This window comes from Sulfitobacter mediterraneus, assembly GCF_016801775.1.
GTDB lineage: Bacteria > Pseudomonadota > Alphaproteobacteria > Rhodobacterales > Rhodobacteraceae > Sulfitobacter > Sulfitobacter mediterraneus_A.
In genome coordinates this window covers 2,247,709-2,262,550 of record NZ_CP069004.1, presented here as the reverse complement: position 1 = coordinate 2,262,550, position 14,842 = coordinate 2,247,709, and the positions used below count along the sequence as shown (strand labels likewise).

Here is a 14,842-nt window from a genome sequence, read left to right as displayed (position 1 = left end):
CAATATCTTGGGGATAACCGGCGGAATACCCCCGCCTGTTGTGTGTTTTGGTTGACTTGAAGGGGGTGCAGCCCGCATTTTCGATGAACCCAAGGAATCATCGGAGCCGTCACACAGGTGCGCTTTTCCAAACTCAGATTGACGGGCTTCAAAAGCTTTGTGGATCCAACCGACCTGATCATCGCCGATGGTTTGACAGGGGTGGTGGGGCCAAACGGCTGTGGGAAGTCCAATCTGCTTGAGGCCTTGCGGTGGGTGATGGGGGAAAACCGGCCCACGGCGATGCGGGGCGGCGGCATGGAAGATGTGATCTTTGCCGGTGCGGCCACGCGGCCCGCCCGCAACTTTGCCGAAGTGGCCCTGCATATCGACAATACCGAGCGTTTGGCGCCCGCAGGTTTCAACGACAACGACCAGCTGGAGATTGTGCGCCGCATCACCCGTGATGTGGGCAGCGCCTATAAGGCGGCGGGCAAAGACGTGCGGGCGCGGGATGTGCAGATGCTGTTTGCCGATGCCTCGACCGGGGCGCACAGCCCAGCCTTGGTGCGGCAGGGACAAATTGCGGAACTGATCAACGCCAAGCCAAAGAACCGGCGGCGCATTCTGGAAGAGGCCGCCGGGATTTCGGGCCTTTATCAACGCCGCCATGAGGCGGAGCTCAAGCTGAACGCGGCGGAAACCAATCTTGCCCGTGTGGATGATGTGATCGAACAGTTGGCGGCGCAATTGGCACAACTGGCGCGGCAAGCACGGCAGGCGGCCCGCTACCGCGAGATCGGCGATCAGCTGCGCCGGACCGAAGGCATGTTGCTGTATCGGCGGTGGCGCGAGGCCGATGATGCCCGCGCCGCAGCGGATGAAGAACTGCGCAACCGTGTGAGTGCCGCCAGTCAGGGTCAGAGCATTGTGCAGCAGGCCGCGAAAACGCGCCAGATGGCCGAGGATGCCTTGCCGCCCCTGCGCGAGGAAGAGGCGATTGCGGTGGCCGTCTTGCAGCGCCTGACGGTGCAACGTGACACGCTGGATGATCAGGAAACCCGTGCCAAGGCGACGATTGATACGCTCACTGGCCGCATTGCCCAACTGGCGCGTGACATTGAACGCGAAGGTGGATTGAACCGCGACGCGGGCGAAACCATTGAGCGGTTGGAATGGGAAGCCCGCGAATTGGCAAAGGCCGGCGAAGGCCATGAGGCGGCGTTGGAGGCCGCGTCGGAAGCGGCCCGTGAGGCGGCGGCTGTGTTGCAGGCCCGCGAGGGAGATCTGGCGCAGCAGACCGAGGATGTGGCCCGCCTTGCCGCCCGGCACGGGTCGGCGGAACGCCTGTTGGAAGACAGTCGCAAGACCCAGAACCGGTCCGAAGCCGAGGCGCAAAAAGCCCATGATGCAGTTGCGCAAAGCCAGGCGGCATTGACCAAGGCTGGTGATGATTTCGAGGCGGCTCAATTGGCCGAAGCGGAGGCCGTTGCGGCGGCCAAAGCGGCGGACGAGGCCTTGATCCGCGCCGAAGAAACCCGCGCACAGACCCAAACCAGAGAGGCCGAAGCCCGGGCAGAACGGTCTGAGGCCGAAGGCGAGATGAACGCGCTGCGGGCGGAGACCACGGCGTTGGCCAAGCTGGTTGAGCGGGACACAGCCGAAGGTGGCCAGATTCTGGATCGTTTACAGGTGGAACACGGGTTTGAAAAAGCATTGGGCGCTGCCTTGGCCGATGATCTGCGGGCGCCCGAGGTGGACGCGGACGGTCCGTCAGGCTGGGCGGTTTTGCCAAGCTATGACACCGCACAGCCGTTGCCGGCAGGCGTGACGCCTCTGACACAGCACGTATCGGTGCCGGATGTTCTATCGCGGCGCATGGGGCAGATCGGATTGGTTGATCCTGATGACGGACCTGCGTTGCAGGCGGCCCTCTTGCCGGGCCAGCGGCTTGTCTCGCCCGAGGGGGATTTGTGGCGTTGGGACGGGTTTCGCGCCTGGGCCGAAGATGCGCCATCTGCGGCGGCGCTGCGGTTGCAGCAGTTGAACCGTCTTGAGGTGCTCAAGCAATCGCTTGAACAGGCGAGCCAGCGGGCTGAAGGTGCGCGCGCGGCGCATGACCTTTTGACCCGGACCTTGGCAGAGCAATCTGAGGCCGACAAACGTGCCCGCGAGGACCGGCGCATGGCAGACCGGATGGTCGCGGATGCGGGCCGAGCCCTGAGCCGTGCCGAGGCAGATCGCAATCTGGCGCAGGGGCGGTTGGAGAGCCTTGGTCTGGCGGTCAAGCGGCATGAGGATGAGGCATTGTCGGCGCGGGGCCGTGTGTTGGAGGCCGAACGCGCCCTGTCTGATTTGGGCGATCTGGGCGCGGCCAGGGCTGGCATCGAAGACATCCGCATGACGGTCGAAGCCGCCCGGATCACGATGATGTCGCGCCGGTCCGCCCATGACGAACTGCGCCGTGAGGGCGAGGCCCGCACGCGCCGTGCGCAAGAGGTGACAAAAGAGCTGAGCGGGTGGCGGCACCGTTTGGAAACAGCTGAGAAACGCAGCGCCGAGTTGTTGGAGCGCAAGACCGCATCTGAAGCTGAGTTGAAAGAGGCCAGCGCCGCCCCGGCCGAGATTGCAGCCAAGCGCGATCAGCTGAGCACCGAGATGTCAGCGGCGGAGAAGCGGCGCACAGAGGCCGCGGAGGTTTTGGCCAAGGGCGAAGCGACCCTGCGCGAGGCAACGGTGCAGGAGCGTGATGCAGAGCGGCTGGCCTCCGAGGCCCGCGAGGCACGGGCGCGGGCCGAAGCTTTGGCCGAGGCAGCGCGTGAAACTGTGGGTGCAGCGGCCGAGCGGATTGCCGAAGAAAGCCAGATGACGCCCAATCAATTGCTGACCTCCCTTGAGGTGAACCCGGACCGGATGCCCCCCTCTGGCACGCTGGAGGCTGACGTGAGCCGTTTGAAACGGCAACGGGACGCATTGGGCGCGGTCAACCTGCGGGCGGAGGAGGACGCCAAGGAGGTTCAGGAAGAACATGATACCTTGACCAATGAAAAGGCTGACCTCGAAGAGGCAATCAAGACCCTGCGCAGCGGTATCGCCAGTCTGAACCGCGAGGGACGCGAGCGCCTTTTGACGGCCTTTGAGCAGGTGAACTCCAACTTCTCGATGCTGTTCACCCATCTGTTTGGTGGCGGCGAGGCCAATCTGGTGATGGTGGAATCCGATGATCCGCTGGAGGCCGGACTTGAGATCATGTGCCAACCTCCGGGCAAGAAGCTCAGCACGCTGAGCCTGCTGTCTGGTGGAGAACAGACGCTGACGGCGATGGCGTTGATCTTTGCTGTGTTCCTGGCCAATCCTGCGCCGATTTGTGTTTTGGATGAGGTCGACGCGCCACTGGATGATGCCAACGTGACGCGCTTTTGCGATCTGCTGGATGAGATGTGCCGCCAGACCGACACGCGGTTTTTGATCATTACACACCACGCGGTGACAATGGCGCGGATGGATCGATTGTTTGGTGTCACGATGGCCGAACAAGGCGTCAGCCAGTTGGTATCGGTGGACCTCAAGAAAGCGGAAACACTGGTCGCGTAAACGTTTGTGGTTCGGCTGGGGCGGATCGCATAGGGTTGTCGCATGCGGATCTTATTGTTTCTTTTGTGTTTGCCCGGCGTGGCCATGGCTGGTGACTTTTCCCTGCTTGACGGGGATGCGGCCTTGAGCCGGGAAGAGGTTCTGTCTCTGACGGCCACTCAACGGGTGGAATTCTATGAAGGCGGCGTATCGCATTATTCCGTCGGCGGCGCGTACAGCTACACCTATGCGGGCGGGGGTACGGCCTTTGGTCGGTTTCAAGTTGGCTCGGATGGTGTGGTTTGTGTGGATTTCCGCAATGGCCGACACCGCTGCGATCAATTTGTGCACAGCCACGGTCGGGTTGTGATGATTACCGAAGATGGTCAAAGGTTCCCGATCCGGCCCTAGGATTTTTGGATAATACCTTCACGAGATTTCATTGCTGGGCTGTCCATGCCGCAACTTGTTGCGGTGCAAGAAGGTAATTGGATCGAGTGAAAACACGTTCTGGAAGTGGATAGTTTATCGCAAAGGCAACGCTGCTGGTGACGGTCATCCGGTCCTTGTTTGCGGTCCAAAGGTCTCGAATGAAGGTGACCGCGCAGAGTAACAGCTCTGCGGGGTCTTTTTTGCCGTGATTTGTTTGAATATGCACGTGCCGGAAACTCAAAGGTACTCAAAAACCCCTTCGGATTTCAATTTGCCTGGCACAGCATGGTTAACAGGGGCTTACTTCGCGGCTTTCTTTTCGACCGGACCGCCGGCCTTTTCCCAACCGGAAAATCCATCTTTGAGATGTGCAGCCTCAAACCCCATATCTTGCAACGTGGCCACGGAAATGGCCGAGCGCCAGCCAGAGGCGCAGTGAAAGACGAACTTTCTGTCCTCGCCGAACACCTCTTTGAAATAGGGGCTGTCCGGGTCGATCCAAAACTCCAGCATTCCGCGGGGGCAGTGGAAACTGCCAGGGATAAAGCCGACCCGCTCCCGCTCGCGGGGATCTCGGATATCGACGATCTGTACATTCGGATCATCGACCATGGCGATGCCCTCGGCGCTGTCAATCTCTTCAATGCGGGCGCGGGCGTCGGCGACCATTTGGGCAGAAGAAAGCTTTAGCGGCATATCAGTCTCCGATCAGAGTTTGGCAAGTAGGGCGGGGGTCGGCCATCCATCCACGGGCAGACCTAGCCGCGCTTGTTCCTTGCGCACAGCAGCGCGGGTTTTCGCGCCAAGGATACCGTCGATCTCACCCACATCATAGCCATAGTTCTGTAATTTGGTTTGCAGCAGTTTCATCTGACCGCCCTCAAGACCCGGCTCTGGATTGCCAGCGTCAAAGACTTTGGCGCCCTGCAAGCGGGTGGCAAAATAAGCGGCGGTCAATACGTAGGTAAAGCTTTGGTTCCACTCAAAGTAAACGCGAAAGTTGGGGTAGGCGATAAAGGCGGGGCCACCGCGCCCTTGGGGCAAAAGCAGGGAGGCGGTCAATCCATTGGCAAGATCACCGTTGCGCGGGGCGACGCCCATAGCCTGCCATTCGGCTGTGGTTTTTTGCACGTCCAACCCAGTCAGGGACCAATCAAAGTCCTGCGGTAGGCTCACCTCGTCCAGCCATGGCTCGCCTGCGCGCCAGCCAAGATGGTGCAACATCTTGGCCCCCGACATCAGGGCATCCGCCGCAGAAGTCTTGAGCGACACTATGCCGTCGCCATCTCCGTCCACACCGTTTTCCAGTATGTCGCGGGGCAGCATTTGCACCATGCCGATCTCGCCGGCCCATGCGCCTGTGGTGGTTTTGGGATCAAATCCGCCTTGTGCAAAAAGCTCTACTGCGGCAATGACTTGCGGGCGGAACAGCTCGGGGCGGCGGCAGTCATGCGCGAGCGTGATGAGGGCATTTGCGGTGTTGAAATCGCCCTGAAAACTGCCGTAGTCGGTTTCAAAGGCCCAAAACGCCAGCAATACACCGCGATCCACGCCATAGGTTTTCTCAATCCGGTCAAAGACAGCATCGTATTTCTTGCCGTTGGCGCGGCCTCTGTTGATCCTGTCGTTGGAAATCAGGCGGCGCGAGAAATCAACAAAGGGGATTTGAAAAACGCCCTGTTTGCGGTCGGCGCGCAGAACGGCAGGGTCTTGTTTTACGCCATTGAAAAAGGCATCTGCTGTCGCGGCGTCAATACCCTTGGCAATGGTCTCGGTCTTCAGCCCTTGCACAAACTTGGAGAATGACCCGCCACATGGCGCATCGGCGAGGGCGGTCAGTGGGGCTGCGATCAAAGCAGCGGCAATCAGAAAGCGGCGCATTTTCATCCTTTAACTCGTTAACAGACACAGCAGAATTGCAGCGCCCAACATCACAGCCCAAGCATGCCACAGACGGGCGATCGCCGCATCAATTTCGATAGGGCCGATGTTGCGCGATCCGGCGCTGTGCACCCATGCAAATTGCTGTGTCACACCATCATAAGTGCGCGGGCCAGCAAGGGCCACATCAATGGCGCGGGCCATCGCCGCTTCGGGCCAACCGGCGTTGGGTGATTTGTGTTGGGCGGCATCGCTGCGGATCAACCGCCATTGGCCAACCGCACCCGCGGGCAGGGCGATGAACAAAGCGGTCAGCCGAGCGGGCAACAAATTCAACAGGTCATCCATCCGCGCAGCCGCCCATCCAAACTGTTCATGCCGGGGCGTTCGATAACCAATCATGCTGTCTGCTGTGTTGACAAATTTGTAGATCAACAATCCGGGCAACCCGCCGATCAGGAACCAGAATGCCGGGGCGATCACCCCATCGCTGAGGTTCTCTGCGGCGCTTTCGATGGCCGATCGGGCGACGGCAGATCCATCCATTGCGGTGGTGTCACGGCTGACGATCATCGCGACATTGCGGCGGCCTTGTTGAACGGACATGCGCAGCCCATCGGCGACCTTTTGCACATGTTGAACCAGTGATCGTTGGGCCAGTAGCACAGCGGCGGTGGCGATTTCAGCTACGGGACCGAACGCGGCCAAGATCTGCCCAATCAGATAGCCTAGAAGGATCAACAGCAGCAGCGCCAAGAGGCCTTTGGCCTTGCGGCCATTGCCGGTATTCAGTCTTTCATCAAGCCAGCCCACGACGCGGCCCATCAGAACAGCCGGATGTGGCACCCGTTGCCAAAGCCACTTCGGCTCGCCCAGGATGGCGTCCAAAACCATCGCGATGATCAAAAGGCCTGCCATTGTCATGATATCGCCTTTTCAATTCGGGGCCATTGGTCCGGGGCGGGCAGGCCAAGCCGTAACCAACGGGAATTGTACGGGAAAACACGGCTCCAAATCATGTGCTTTGCCAGCATGTTTTGCCAATCCGCCGCATTTTCCACGTCGTAAAGCCGGAATAGATCTGTGCCGCCCAGCAGTTTGGCACCTTTGGGCGCAACCAATGCGTCAAGGCGCAGGGCGTCTTTGTGCAACCGGTTGCGTGTCTCCTCAGCCCAGCGTTCAGCGCGCAGAGCATCGGCTCCAATCGCCAGTGCAGGACCGGCAACGCACCATGGTCCCAGCATCGCACGCAGCTGGTTCACCAAAGCAGGATCGCCAATGACAAACCCCAGGCGCACGCCCGCCAAGCCCCAGAATTTGCCAAAGCTTTTCAGGATCAAAGTGCCGGGGACCAGCGATTGATCCATCAGGGTCTGGTCGGGTGTCACGTCACAAAAGCTCTCGTCGATCACGCGCAACGAACCGGTAAGATCGGGCGCTCGCCAAAGTTGCCCTGTGGGATTGTTCGGGTGGACATGGACACTCGCGGCGGCGCCTGAGGCCTCGTCGGTGACGCGCCAACCGGCCTGTGCGAAACTGGCCGCATGTTCATTGTAGGTTGGCCCGGGAATATGCACGGTGCCAGCGGGGGCGAGATGGGGAATATGAACGATCGCGGCGGAGGCCCCAGGCACCGCCATCACGGCGGCATCGTCTGGCACTTGCCAGAAGAAACGTGCGGCGGCCTCCAGTTCTGACAGGGCCGCCTCATCGGGCAATGCGGTCCAGGCATCCATACCGATCTGTGGCAGGGGGTAGGGCACGGGGTTGATGCCGGTTGACAGGTCAAGCCAGTCGCGGCGCTGCCCGCCGTGACGCGCCGCTGCGGCGTCCAATCCGCCGCCGTGATCCCGTTTGCCGTTGTCCACCTTGCATTTCCTCTTGTGCGTCACCGGCCAAAATTTGCCGGATGGTGCAAAGGTCAAAGCGGAAATGTGCCAAGTGTTCAAGTCATGTTGCAAAGGTTAAAGGTTTCGGGTTCGCGTTAACCTTTTGTTAACCAATTGGGCAGACCAGTGAGGTGCGGGTCTTTTTGATCCAATTGAAGGAGCCTCCATGCAAGTGTTGATCGTCCAAAGCTGCCAAGAACTTGGTCAGTTGTGGCAAAGGCACTTGGCCCGTTTGGGCATGGCGACAAAGCTGGTGTGCTGTCCGGACGATGCAATTGCCTGCCTCTCGGCCGAACCGGTTGAGACCATCGTGCTTGATCTCGAACTCAAAGGTGGATCGGCGATGAACGTGGCCGATTATGCCAGCTTTCGACAGCCAAATGCACGGGTGGTTTTTGTGACCGGCAGAACGTTTTTTTCGGATGGGTCGATCTTTGCACATTTTGCCAATGCACGGGCGTTTCTGCCTGTCACCACGCCGCCAGAGGATCTGGCGACGATGGTTGAACATTACTGTGCTGAGGGCTGTTAACCACGCCCGTGCGGGGCGTCGAAATCCAAAACAGGGTTGATCGGGATGATCCGGTTCGGATTAATCGTATCGTGGCTGTAGTGGTAATGGCGTACGATGTGATCAAAATTCACCGTACCGGCAACGCCCGGTATCTGATACAGCTCACGGGTGTAGGCCCAGAGGTTCGGATAATCGACAATGCGTTTTCGGTTACATTTGAAATGCTGGTGATACACCGGATCAAATCGCACAAGGGTGGTGAAGAGCCGCCAGTCGGCTTCGGTGATCTGGTTACCGGTCAGATAGCGTTTCTTTGACAGGATGCCCTCGATCCAATCAAGAGTATCAAACAGCGGTACAATCGCCGCATCATAGGCCGCCTGAGTTGTCGCAAATCCGGCCTTGTAGACACCGTTGTTGAAGGTGTCATATATCCGGTCATTTAGCGCTTCGATCTGGTCGCGCCGGTCCGCGGGCCAGAAGTCATCCGTATTCCCGGTGATACCGTCAAAAGCACTGTTGAACATGCGGATGATTTCGGAGCTTTCGTTAGAGACGATTGTGTTTTGGGATTTGTCCCACAGAATTGGCACCGTGACCCGCCCGGTGAATGTGGGGTTGGCGCGAATGTAGATATCGCGGGCAAAGGGTGTGCCAAACAGGGTGTCGCCGGTGGCACCGTCAAAATCGTCGTCAAAGGTCCATCCTTCGCCAAGCATATCAGGATGCACAACCGAGACAGAAATGTGATCTTCTAAGCCCTTGAGGGCGCGAAAGATCAAAGTCCGGTGCGCCCAGGGGCAGGCGTAGCTGACATAGAGATGATAGCGGCCCGATTCGGCTTTGAAGCCTGCTTCGCCTGAGGGGCCGGCGGTTCCATCTGGGGTGATCCAGTTGCGGAATTTTGCAGCGGAGCGTTTGAATGCACCATCCGTGGATTTGGTATCGTACCATTGGTCTTGCCATTTTCCATCTACCAAAAGGCCCATTTTGATCTCCTTGTGTGCTGTTAGGATAGATCTAGTGTCATTTGGGTAAATCTACAGGGATGCCGCTGCGCATGAGACTCTGCAAAATTGCACATCCAGAAGGGTGTCACAGAAATTTAACTTGATTTTGCCATGGTTTAGGGCAGTTTTTGATCAGGTGAATGGGGGTTTGCTATGGAAATTTATTTCTCCAAGGAAGTTCAGGCGGGGCTCGATGCGGCGCGGCGTGACAGTCTGCGCAAAGCCTCGCGACTGCGGATCGATGTGAATGGCGTGATCCATCCGGTGCTGCGCATGTGGAAAACCGGCTTTGCCGTGGACGCGCAGGACGCGCCAAAATTGCGCGGGTTGGTCGATTTGTACGATGGGGCCAACCACCTGTTTCAGTGCCTGATCGTCGCCAGCGAGGAAGAGGCAGGCGAGATGCGCTATGAATTCAAGCGCGCCACTGCCGTGGCCTACGCCGCTGCGCTGGACTTTGAAAAGGCAGCGGATGCCCCTGTTGGTCTGATTTCGGATGGGCGGGCCGGCTAGGACGCGTTCGAGATCAGCGCGACGCCAGCCACCCCGATGACGGCGCCAAGCCATGCCAATGCTTTGGGCCGAGACCGACCGATGATCCAAATCAACGGCAAAACGATCAGGGGCGTTGTTGCGGACAAGGTTGCAACAATGCCGACCGGCCCACTTGCCAATGCGAAAAGCTGCAACGACATGCCAAGGCCAGTGCCGACGACTGCGCTGAAGACAACCTGCTTTGCCACGGTGCGGCTCATGCTTTGAATTTGGTTTCGGCGCGGGGCAGATAGCAAGACGGGCAGGAGCAAGCTCAGCGCCCCGGCAACGGAACGCACAAAGGTTGCTGACAACGGATCAATGCCCTTGGCCATAACCGGAGCTGCGATCAAGACGCTGCCCGCTTGGGTGAGCGCGGCCCCAAGACCAAAACCGATGCCCGCCAAAAGCCCCGCAGGTTCGCCGGTAAATCTTGTGTCGCTGGTATTGCTGCGGGCGGCAGCAGCGGCCACGAGACCTGCAATGATCATAACTGTGCCAATCAAAGACAGGATAGAAACCGTCTGTCCTAAAACAAGAAACCCCAGAAGAAGCGCGAAGGGCGCGACCGCGGTGCCGAGCAGCGATTGAAATTGCGGACCCACCCGCGCAAGCGAGGCGTAGCGCCATGTGTCGGACAAGAACACGCCCATCACCCCCGAGGCACAAAGCAGCGCAACGTCATCGCCGTTCATCCGGCTGTCGAGCCCGAACACCAGCACCAACCCACCTGCGCCGATCGCAACCAGTGCCATCCGGACAAAGCTGAACACCGTCGCACCAAGCGCCCGCGCCGCGTCATAAGCAAGCAGGCCCGACACGGCAAAGCAGGTGGCGGTGGCAAGGGCGGCGATAATCCAGATCGGTATCATAGTTGTCTCTCAAAAAGGTCTGAGAGAGACCTTGCGGGCTTCACCTAACTTTAGGTCAAGGAAAAATTCGGCAAAGCGGATTCTCCACCCGGATGATCCAAGCAAGGTCAGTGCCTCGCTTGGATCTGCCCCAATTGGCAGTTTACTGGAGGTCTTTGAACGCCTCGGCCAGCCGATCGCAGGCCTCTTCGACACGGGCACGCGGTGTGGCGATGTTGAAGCGCAGGAAGCTTTCACCGCCTTTGCCAAAGGTTGTGCCATGGTTGACCGCAATGCAGGCGTCCCCTTCGACCCGTTTGGTGAACTCCTCGCGGCCCATTCCGGTGCCGTCAAAGTCCACCCAAGCCAGATAGGTCGATTGCAGGTCCATCGACGCCAGACCGGGAATTGCATTGACCGCAGCGTCAAAGAGTTTTCGATTGCCATCAAGGTAGGCAACCAGATCATCGACCCATGCAGCGCCCTCGGGAGAATAGGCGGCGGTCGCCATGATCAGGCCAAAGGAATTGGGCGATGATCCAAATGCGTTCATCCGTGCGGCAAACTTCGCGCGCAGGTCGGGGTCTTGGATGATCACATTGCCCGAATGGCCACCCGCAAGGTTAAAGGTCTTGGTGGTGGCCGTCATCATGATCAGGCGGTCAGTGATGCCATCGATTTTGGCCATGGGGGTATGGCTGTTGCCGGGCATCACCAGATCGTGGTGCACCTCGTCGGACACAAGGATCAGGTCATGCCGCTTGGCAAACGCGGCCACCTGCTCGAGCTCGTCTTTGGTCCAGACCCGGCCGCCGGGATTGTGCGGGGAACACAGCACCAGCATGGTTTCCTTGCCGGTCATTTGTGCATCCCAGCTGTCGAAATCCATCTCATAATGGCCGTTGTTGTTGACCAGCTCGCATTCGACAACCCTGCGGCCAGAGGCGTTAATCACCTTGGCAAAGGCGTGATAGACGGGCGTAAACAAGACAATTCCGTCGCCGGGGGCGGTGAAGGCGTCTAGGCACATGGCCGTGCCATTGACCAAACCATGGGTGGTAAAAATCCAATCGGCCTCCACGGTCCAGCCATGACGGTTCTGCATCCACCACTGGATTGCCGCGATGTATTTGCTGTCATCGCCAAAATAACCAAAAATACCGTGGTCAACCTGTGCCTGCATGGCGTCGCGCACCACTTGTGGCGGCTTGAAGTCCATATCGGCGACCCACATCGCGATACCGTCATCGGCGGGGACGCCATAAATCGCCTCCATCATGTCCCATTTTGCGCAATGGGTGCCGCGGCGGTCGATAATCTCGTCAAAGCTCATGAAGGTCTCCTGTGGAATTTGCGCCAAGCTACCGGGAAATACAGGGGCTGCAAGCCCCTGTTGCAGTGCGCAGGCCCATCGCCTACATCAGCTTCATGAAACGTAATATCCTTCTGCACCCCGATCCACGGCTCAAGAAAACCGCTGCGCCTGTTGATGATTTGTCCGATGCGCTGCGGGCTTTGGGCGATGATATGCTCGAAACTATGTATGACGCCCCAGGCATTGGGTTGGCGGCACCGCAGATCGGGTTGTTGCAACGCGTGATCGTGCTGGATTGCAACAAAGAGGAAAACGACAGCCCGCGCCCAGTGGTGATGTATAATCCCGAGGTTCTGGCCTCGTCAGAGGATTTGAACACCTACGAGGAGGGCTGTCTGTCGATCCCCGAGCAATTTGCCGAAGTGACGCGCCCCGCCGAGGTGGAGGTGCGCTGGATGGATCGGGATGGCAAGGAACATAAAGAAGGATTCGATGGGTTGTGGGCAACCTGTGTGCAGCATGAGATCGACCATTTGGACGGCAAGCTGTTCATTGACTACCTCAAACCGCTCAAGCGTCAGATGATCACCCGCAAAATGGTCAAGCTCAAGCGGGAGCTGGCGCGCGGATGAGCGTTCTGCCGATTGTCCTATGGCCCGACCCCCGTCTGGCCGAGATCTGTGCGCCGGTGAACAAGATCACACCGGAGATCGAGACACTGGCCCGCGATATGCTTGAGACCATGTATGCCGCGCCGGGCCGTGGACTTGCCGGGCCGCAGGTGGGGGCGATGCTGCGGATCTTTGTCATGGATATCGGATGGAAAGAGGGCAAATCTGACCCACTGGTTTGCATCAATCCGATGTTGCAGGAAATTGGCGAAGACCGTGCCGTGAACACCGAAGGATGTCTGAGCATTCCCGGTGTGACCGCCGATGTATCCCGGCCTTCACAGGTGCAGATGGTCTGGACCGGCTTGAACGGCGGGCGCTATGTGCAAAGTTTTGACGGCTTTGGCGCGGTCTGCGCTCAGCATGAGCTGGATCATCTGGACGGAGTTGTGACCTTTGATCATCTGGATGCGCAAACCCGCGCTGATCTGATTGCGGAGTATGAGGCCCAATGACCAAACGTCGATTTATCCCCTGGCCCGACCCCCGTCTGCGCCGCGCCGCAGAGCCGGTGAGCGAGATCACCGACGAAATCCGCAGGCTTTGGGATGACATGATCGAAACCATGGACGCCATGCCCGGTGTGGGGCTGGCCGCGCCGCAAATTGGTGTGATGTTACAGGTGGCCGTGGTGGATGCCTCCGAAGGGCGCAACCGCCGGGTGCGCATGGCCAATCCGCAGGTGATTGATGCCTCCGCCGTGATGCATGTGCACGAAGAGGCCAGCCCGAACCTGCCAGGCGTATCGGCCAAGATCAGCCGCCCGCGCGGCGTGTCTGTGCGGTTTCTGGATGAGAACGGCGTGATCACCCGGCGCGATTTTGTCGGGCTTGAGGCGACCAGCGTTCAACACCAGATCGACCATCTGGCAGGGCGGATGTATTTCGACAATCTCAGCAAGGTCAAACGTGACATGCTGTTGCGCAAGGCGCGCAAACTGAACGGATAACAGGGCCGGCACCTCCGGCAGTCAGGAGCCAGCGATGCGCATTGTGTTTATGGGAACCCCGGATTTTTCCGTGCCCGTGTTAGAGGCGCTGGCCACGGCAGGGCATGAGATTACGGCGGTCTATTGTCAGCCGCCGCGCCCGGCAGGTCGGGGCAAGAAGGATCGCCCAAGTCCAGTTCAGGCGCGGGCCGAACAGATGGGTTTCGAGGTCCGTCATCCGGTTTCGCTCAAGACGCCAGAGGCACAAGCGGATTTTGCCGCGCTCAATGCCGATGTAGCGGTCGTCGTGGCCTATGGGCTAATCCTGCCGCAATCTGTTCTGGATGCGCCGGCGCGGGGGTGTTTGAACATCCATGCCAGCCTGTTGCCGCGTTGGCGCGGCGCGGCGCCCATTCACCGGGCGATCATGGCTGGGGATGCAGAGACCGGTGTGTGCATCATGCAAATGGAAGCGGGGCTCGACACGGGGCCGGTCTTGTTGCGCAAGGCGACGCCGATTGGCGCAGAAGAAACCACGGCACAGCTGCATGACCGGCTCAGCCGGATGGGCGCAGACGCGATTGTAGAGGCACTGGACCAATTGGATCAATTGACCCCGGCCGCGCAGCCGGAGGAAGGCGTGACCTATGCTGCCAAGATCGACAAGGCCGAAGCGCGGATTGACTGGACCAAACCCGCCGCCGAGGTAGATCGTCTGATCCGGGGGCTGTCCCCCTTTCCCGGCGCGTGGTTTGAGTTGAACGGGGTACGTATCAAGGTGCTTGGCTCACGGCTGGCGGAAGGCACCGGCGCACCGGGTGAGGTGCTTGGCCCTGACCTGCGGGTGGCCTGCGGGACCGGCGCGGTGGCGTTGACGCGCTTGCAACGGGCAGGAAAAGCGGCGCAGGATACGCAAGTGTTTCAGCAGGGCGCACAGATCGGCGCTGGCCAGCAGTTGACGGGAGAGTAGCGATGTTTCTGACGATGTTTGGCACGGTCGTGATCGCCGGGATCGTTGGCTATCTGTCGGAAAAGACCGGTTGGACCCACAACGGCATCTTGCAGAGCATCATCATCTGTGTGGGCGGGGCTTTTGTGTTCTTCTTTGTGGGGATCATGTTCAACATCGGTTTTGACAGCGCCGGGATGAATGCAATCATATCTTCGATCGGGGCGCTTATTATTGTGCCGTTTCACTGGCGGCGCTGATGCAGGTGGCCTTGCGCGGCAAGGCCATGCCTCCGGCGGGAGTATTTGGGCCAAAA

At 59.3% G+C, this 14,842-nt stretch carries 16 protein-coding genes; 9 read left to right on the top strand and 7 right to left on the bottom strand.

Translation table 11 applies throughout. The annotated features are described in order from the left end of the window. Positions 1 to 117: 117 nt before the first annotated feature. Positions 118 to 3,573 (top strand): chromosome segregation protein SMC, encoded by a 3,456-nt coding sequence (gene smc / locus JNX03_RS11175; RefSeq protein ID WP_203209117.1) that lies wholly within the window; start codon positions 118 to 120, stop codon positions 3,571 to 3,573. Positions 3,574 to 3,615: 42 nt separating this feature from the next. Then, on the top strand, positions 3,616 to 3,963 hold the full coding sequence (locus tag JNX03_RS11170) for a hypothetical protein (protein WP_203209116.1): 348 nt from the start codon (positions 3,616 to 3,618) through the stop codon (positions 3,961 to 3,963). 321 nt (positions 3,964 to 4,284) lie between these two features. On the opposite strand, the gene JNX03_RS11165 is transcribed toward JNX03_RS11170, so the two are convergent. The 4 genes from JNX03_RS11165 to JNX03_RS11150 are packed head-to-tail and all read right to left on the bottom strand — an operon-like array spanning position 4,285 to position 7,733. Then, on the bottom strand, positions 4,285 to 4,680 hold the full coding sequence (locus tag JNX03_RS11165) for a rhodanese-like domain-containing protein (protein ID WP_203209115.1): 396 nt from the start codon (positions 4,678 to 4,680) through the stop codon (positions 4,285 to 4,287). A 12-nt stretch (positions 4,681 to 4,692) separates the two neighbouring features. Beyond that, entirely contained in the window at positions 4,693 to 5,865 is a 1,173-nt protein-coding gene (locus tag JNX03_RS11160) for a lytic murein transglycosylase (RefSeq protein WP_419584930.1), read from the bottom strand. Positions 5,866 to 5,874: 9 nt separating this feature from the next. Next, the gene (cbiB, locus tag JNX03_RS11155) at positions 5,875 to 6,789 is read right to left on the bottom strand and encodes an adenosylcobinamide-phosphate synthase CbiB (RefSeq protein ID WP_203209113.1); all 915 of its coding nucleotides are present in this window, start codon (positions 6,787 to 6,789) and stop codon (positions 5,875 to 5,877) included. Beyond that, positions 6,786 to 7,733 carry a threonine-phosphate decarboxylase gene (locus JNX03_RS11150; RefSeq protein WP_203209112.1) on the bottom strand — a complete coding sequence of 316 codons (948 nt, stop codon included), beginning with the start codon at positions 7,731 to 7,733 and terminating at the stop codon, positions 6,786 to 6,788. Before JNX03_RS11150 ends, cbiB begins: the two co-directional genes overlap by 4 nt. Before the next feature lie 187 nt (positions 7,734 to 7,920). Between JNX03_RS11150 and JNX03_RS11145 the strand changes: the two genes are divergently transcribed. Continuing rightward, positions 7,921 to 8,286, top strand: a complete 366-nt coding sequence (locus JNX03_RS11145; RefSeq protein WP_203209111.1) for a response regulator — start codon at positions 7,921 to 7,923, stop codon at positions 8,284 to 8,286. On the opposite strand, the gene JNX03_RS11140 is transcribed toward JNX03_RS11145, so the two are convergent. Further along, positions 8,283 to 9,257 carry a glutathione S-transferase family protein gene (locus JNX03_RS11140; protein WP_203209110.1) on the bottom strand — a complete coding sequence of 325 codons (975 nt, stop codon included), beginning with the start codon at positions 9,255 to 9,257 and terminating at the stop codon, positions 8,283 to 8,285. The two genes, JNX03_RS11145 and JNX03_RS11140, sit on opposite strands and share 4 nt — an antisense overlap. A 174-nt stretch (positions 9,258 to 9,431) precedes the next feature. Here JNX03_RS11140 and JNX03_RS11135 point away from each other — a divergent pair, with 174 nt between their 5' ends. After that, the gene (locus tag JNX03_RS11135) at positions 9,432 to 9,791 is read left to right on the top strand and encodes a hypothetical protein (RefSeq protein ID WP_203209109.1); all 360 of its coding nucleotides are present in this window, start codon (positions 9,432 to 9,434) and stop codon (positions 9,789 to 9,791) included. Here JNX03_RS11135 and JNX03_RS11130 read toward each other — a convergent pair. Both JNX03_RS11130 and JNX03_RS11125 read right to left on the bottom strand, forming a co-directional pair. Beyond that, complete coding sequence (locus tag JNX03_RS11130; RefSeq protein ID WP_203209108.1) at positions 9,788 to 10,684, bottom strand: DMT family transporter; 897 nt, start codon at positions 10,682 to 10,684, stop codon at positions 9,788 to 9,790. The two genes, JNX03_RS11135 and JNX03_RS11130, sit on opposite strands and share 4 nt — an antisense overlap. Before the next feature lie 142 nt (positions 10,685 to 10,826). Next, positions 10,827 to 11,996 carry a MalY/PatB family protein gene (locus tag JNX03_RS11125; RefSeq protein ID WP_203209107.1) on the bottom strand — a complete coding sequence of 390 codons (1,170 nt, stop codon included), beginning with the start codon at positions 11,994 to 11,996 and terminating at the stop codon, positions 10,827 to 10,829. A 95-nt stretch (positions 11,997 to 12,091) separates the two neighbouring features. On the opposite strand from JNX03_RS11125, the gene def (JNX03_RS11120) reads away from it, so the two are divergent. Genes def (JNX03_RS11120) through JNX03_RS11100 form a run of 5 tightly spaced genes read left to right on the top strand, consistent with a single transcriptional unit; the run spans position 12,092 to position 14,786 of the window. After that, complete coding sequence (gene def, locus JNX03_RS11120) at positions 12,092 to 12,610, top strand: peptide deformylase (RefSeq protein WP_203209106.1); 519 nt, start codon at positions 12,092 to 12,094, stop codon at positions 12,608 to 12,610. Beyond that, positions 12,607 to 13,104: a peptide deformylase gene (def, locus tag JNX03_RS11115; RefSeq protein WP_203209105.1), complete on the top strand. Its 498-nt coding sequence runs from the start codon at positions 12,607 to 12,609 to the stop codon at positions 13,102 to 13,104. The genes def (JNX03_RS11120) and def (JNX03_RS11115) overlap by 4 nt, the downstream gene beginning before the upstream one ends. Continuing rightward, complete coding sequence (def, locus tag JNX03_RS11110; protein WP_203209104.1) at positions 13,101 to 13,598, top strand: peptide deformylase; 498 nt, start codon at positions 13,101 to 13,103, stop codon at positions 13,596 to 13,598. Before def (JNX03_RS11115) ends, def (JNX03_RS11110) begins: the two co-directional genes overlap by 4 nt. A 34-nt stretch (positions 13,599 to 13,632) precedes the next feature. After that, positions 13,633 to 14,547, top strand: coding sequence for a methionyl-tRNA formyltransferase (fmt, locus tag JNX03_RS11105; protein ID WP_203209103.1), 915 nt, complete (start codon positions 13,633 to 13,635; stop codon positions 14,545 to 14,547). A 2-nt stretch (positions 14,548 to 14,549) separates the two neighbouring features. Then, on the top strand, positions 14,550 to 14,786 hold the full coding sequence (locus tag JNX03_RS11100) for a hypothetical protein (RefSeq protein ID WP_203209102.1): 237 nt from the start codon (positions 14,550 to 14,552) through the stop codon (positions 14,784 to 14,786). Positions 14,787 to 14,842 lie beyond the last annotated feature (56 nt).

Bases quoted from the DNA above. Each gene is read 5' to 3' on its own strand.
- JNX03_RS11170 (WP_203209116.1), top strand. From the start codon at position 3,616: ATGCGGATCTTATTGTTTCTTTTGTGTTTGCCCGGCGTGGCCATGGCT.
- JNX03_RS11165 (WP_203209115.1), bottom strand. From the start codon at position 4,680: ATGCCGCTAAAGCTTTCTTCTGCCCAAATGGTCGCCGACGCCCGCGCC.
- JNX03_RS11160 (WP_419584930.1), bottom strand. From the start codon at position 5,865: ATGCGCCGCTTTCTGATTGCCGCTGCTTTGATCGCAGCCCCACTGACC.
- cbiB (WP_203209113.1), bottom strand. From the start codon at position 6,789: ATGACAATGGCAGGCCTTTTGATCATCGCGATGGTTTTGGACGCCATC.
- JNX03_RS11145 (WP_203209111.1), top strand. From the start codon at position 7,921: ATGCAAGTGTTGATCGTCCAAAGCTGCCAAGAACTTGGTCAGTTGTGG.
- JNX03_RS11140 (WP_203209110.1), bottom strand. From the start codon at position 9,257: ATGGGCCTTTTGGTAGATGGAAAATGGCAAGACCAATGGTACGATACC.
- JNX03_RS11135 (WP_203209109.1), top strand. From the start codon at position 9,432: ATGGAAATTTATTTCTCCAAGGAAGTTCAGGCGGGGCTCGATGCGGCG.
- JNX03_RS11130 (WP_203209108.1), bottom strand. From the start codon at position 10,684: ATGATACCGATCTGGATTATCGCCGCCCTTGCCACCGCCACCTGCTTT.
- JNX03_RS11125 (WP_203209107.1), bottom strand. From the start codon at position 11,996: ATGAGCTTTGACGAGATTATCGACCGCCGCGGCACCCATTGCGCAAAA.
- def (WP_203209106.1), top strand. From the start codon at position 12,092: ATGAAACGTAATATCCTTCTGCACCCCGATCCACGGCTCAAGAAAACC.
- def (WP_203209105.1), top strand. From the start codon at position 12,607: ATGAGCGTTCTGCCGATTGTCCTATGGCCCGACCCCCGTCTGGCCGAG.
- def (WP_203209104.1), top strand. From the start codon at position 13,101: ATGACCAAACGTCGATTTATCCCCTGGCCCGACCCCCGTCTGCGCCGC.
- fmt (WP_203209103.1), top strand. From the start codon at position 13,633: ATGCGCATTGTGTTTATGGGAACCCCGGATTTTTCCGTGCCCGTGTTA.
- JNX03_RS11100 (WP_203209102.1), top strand. From the start codon at position 14,550: ATGTTTCTGACGATGTTTGGCACGGTCGTGATCGCCGGGATCGTTGGC.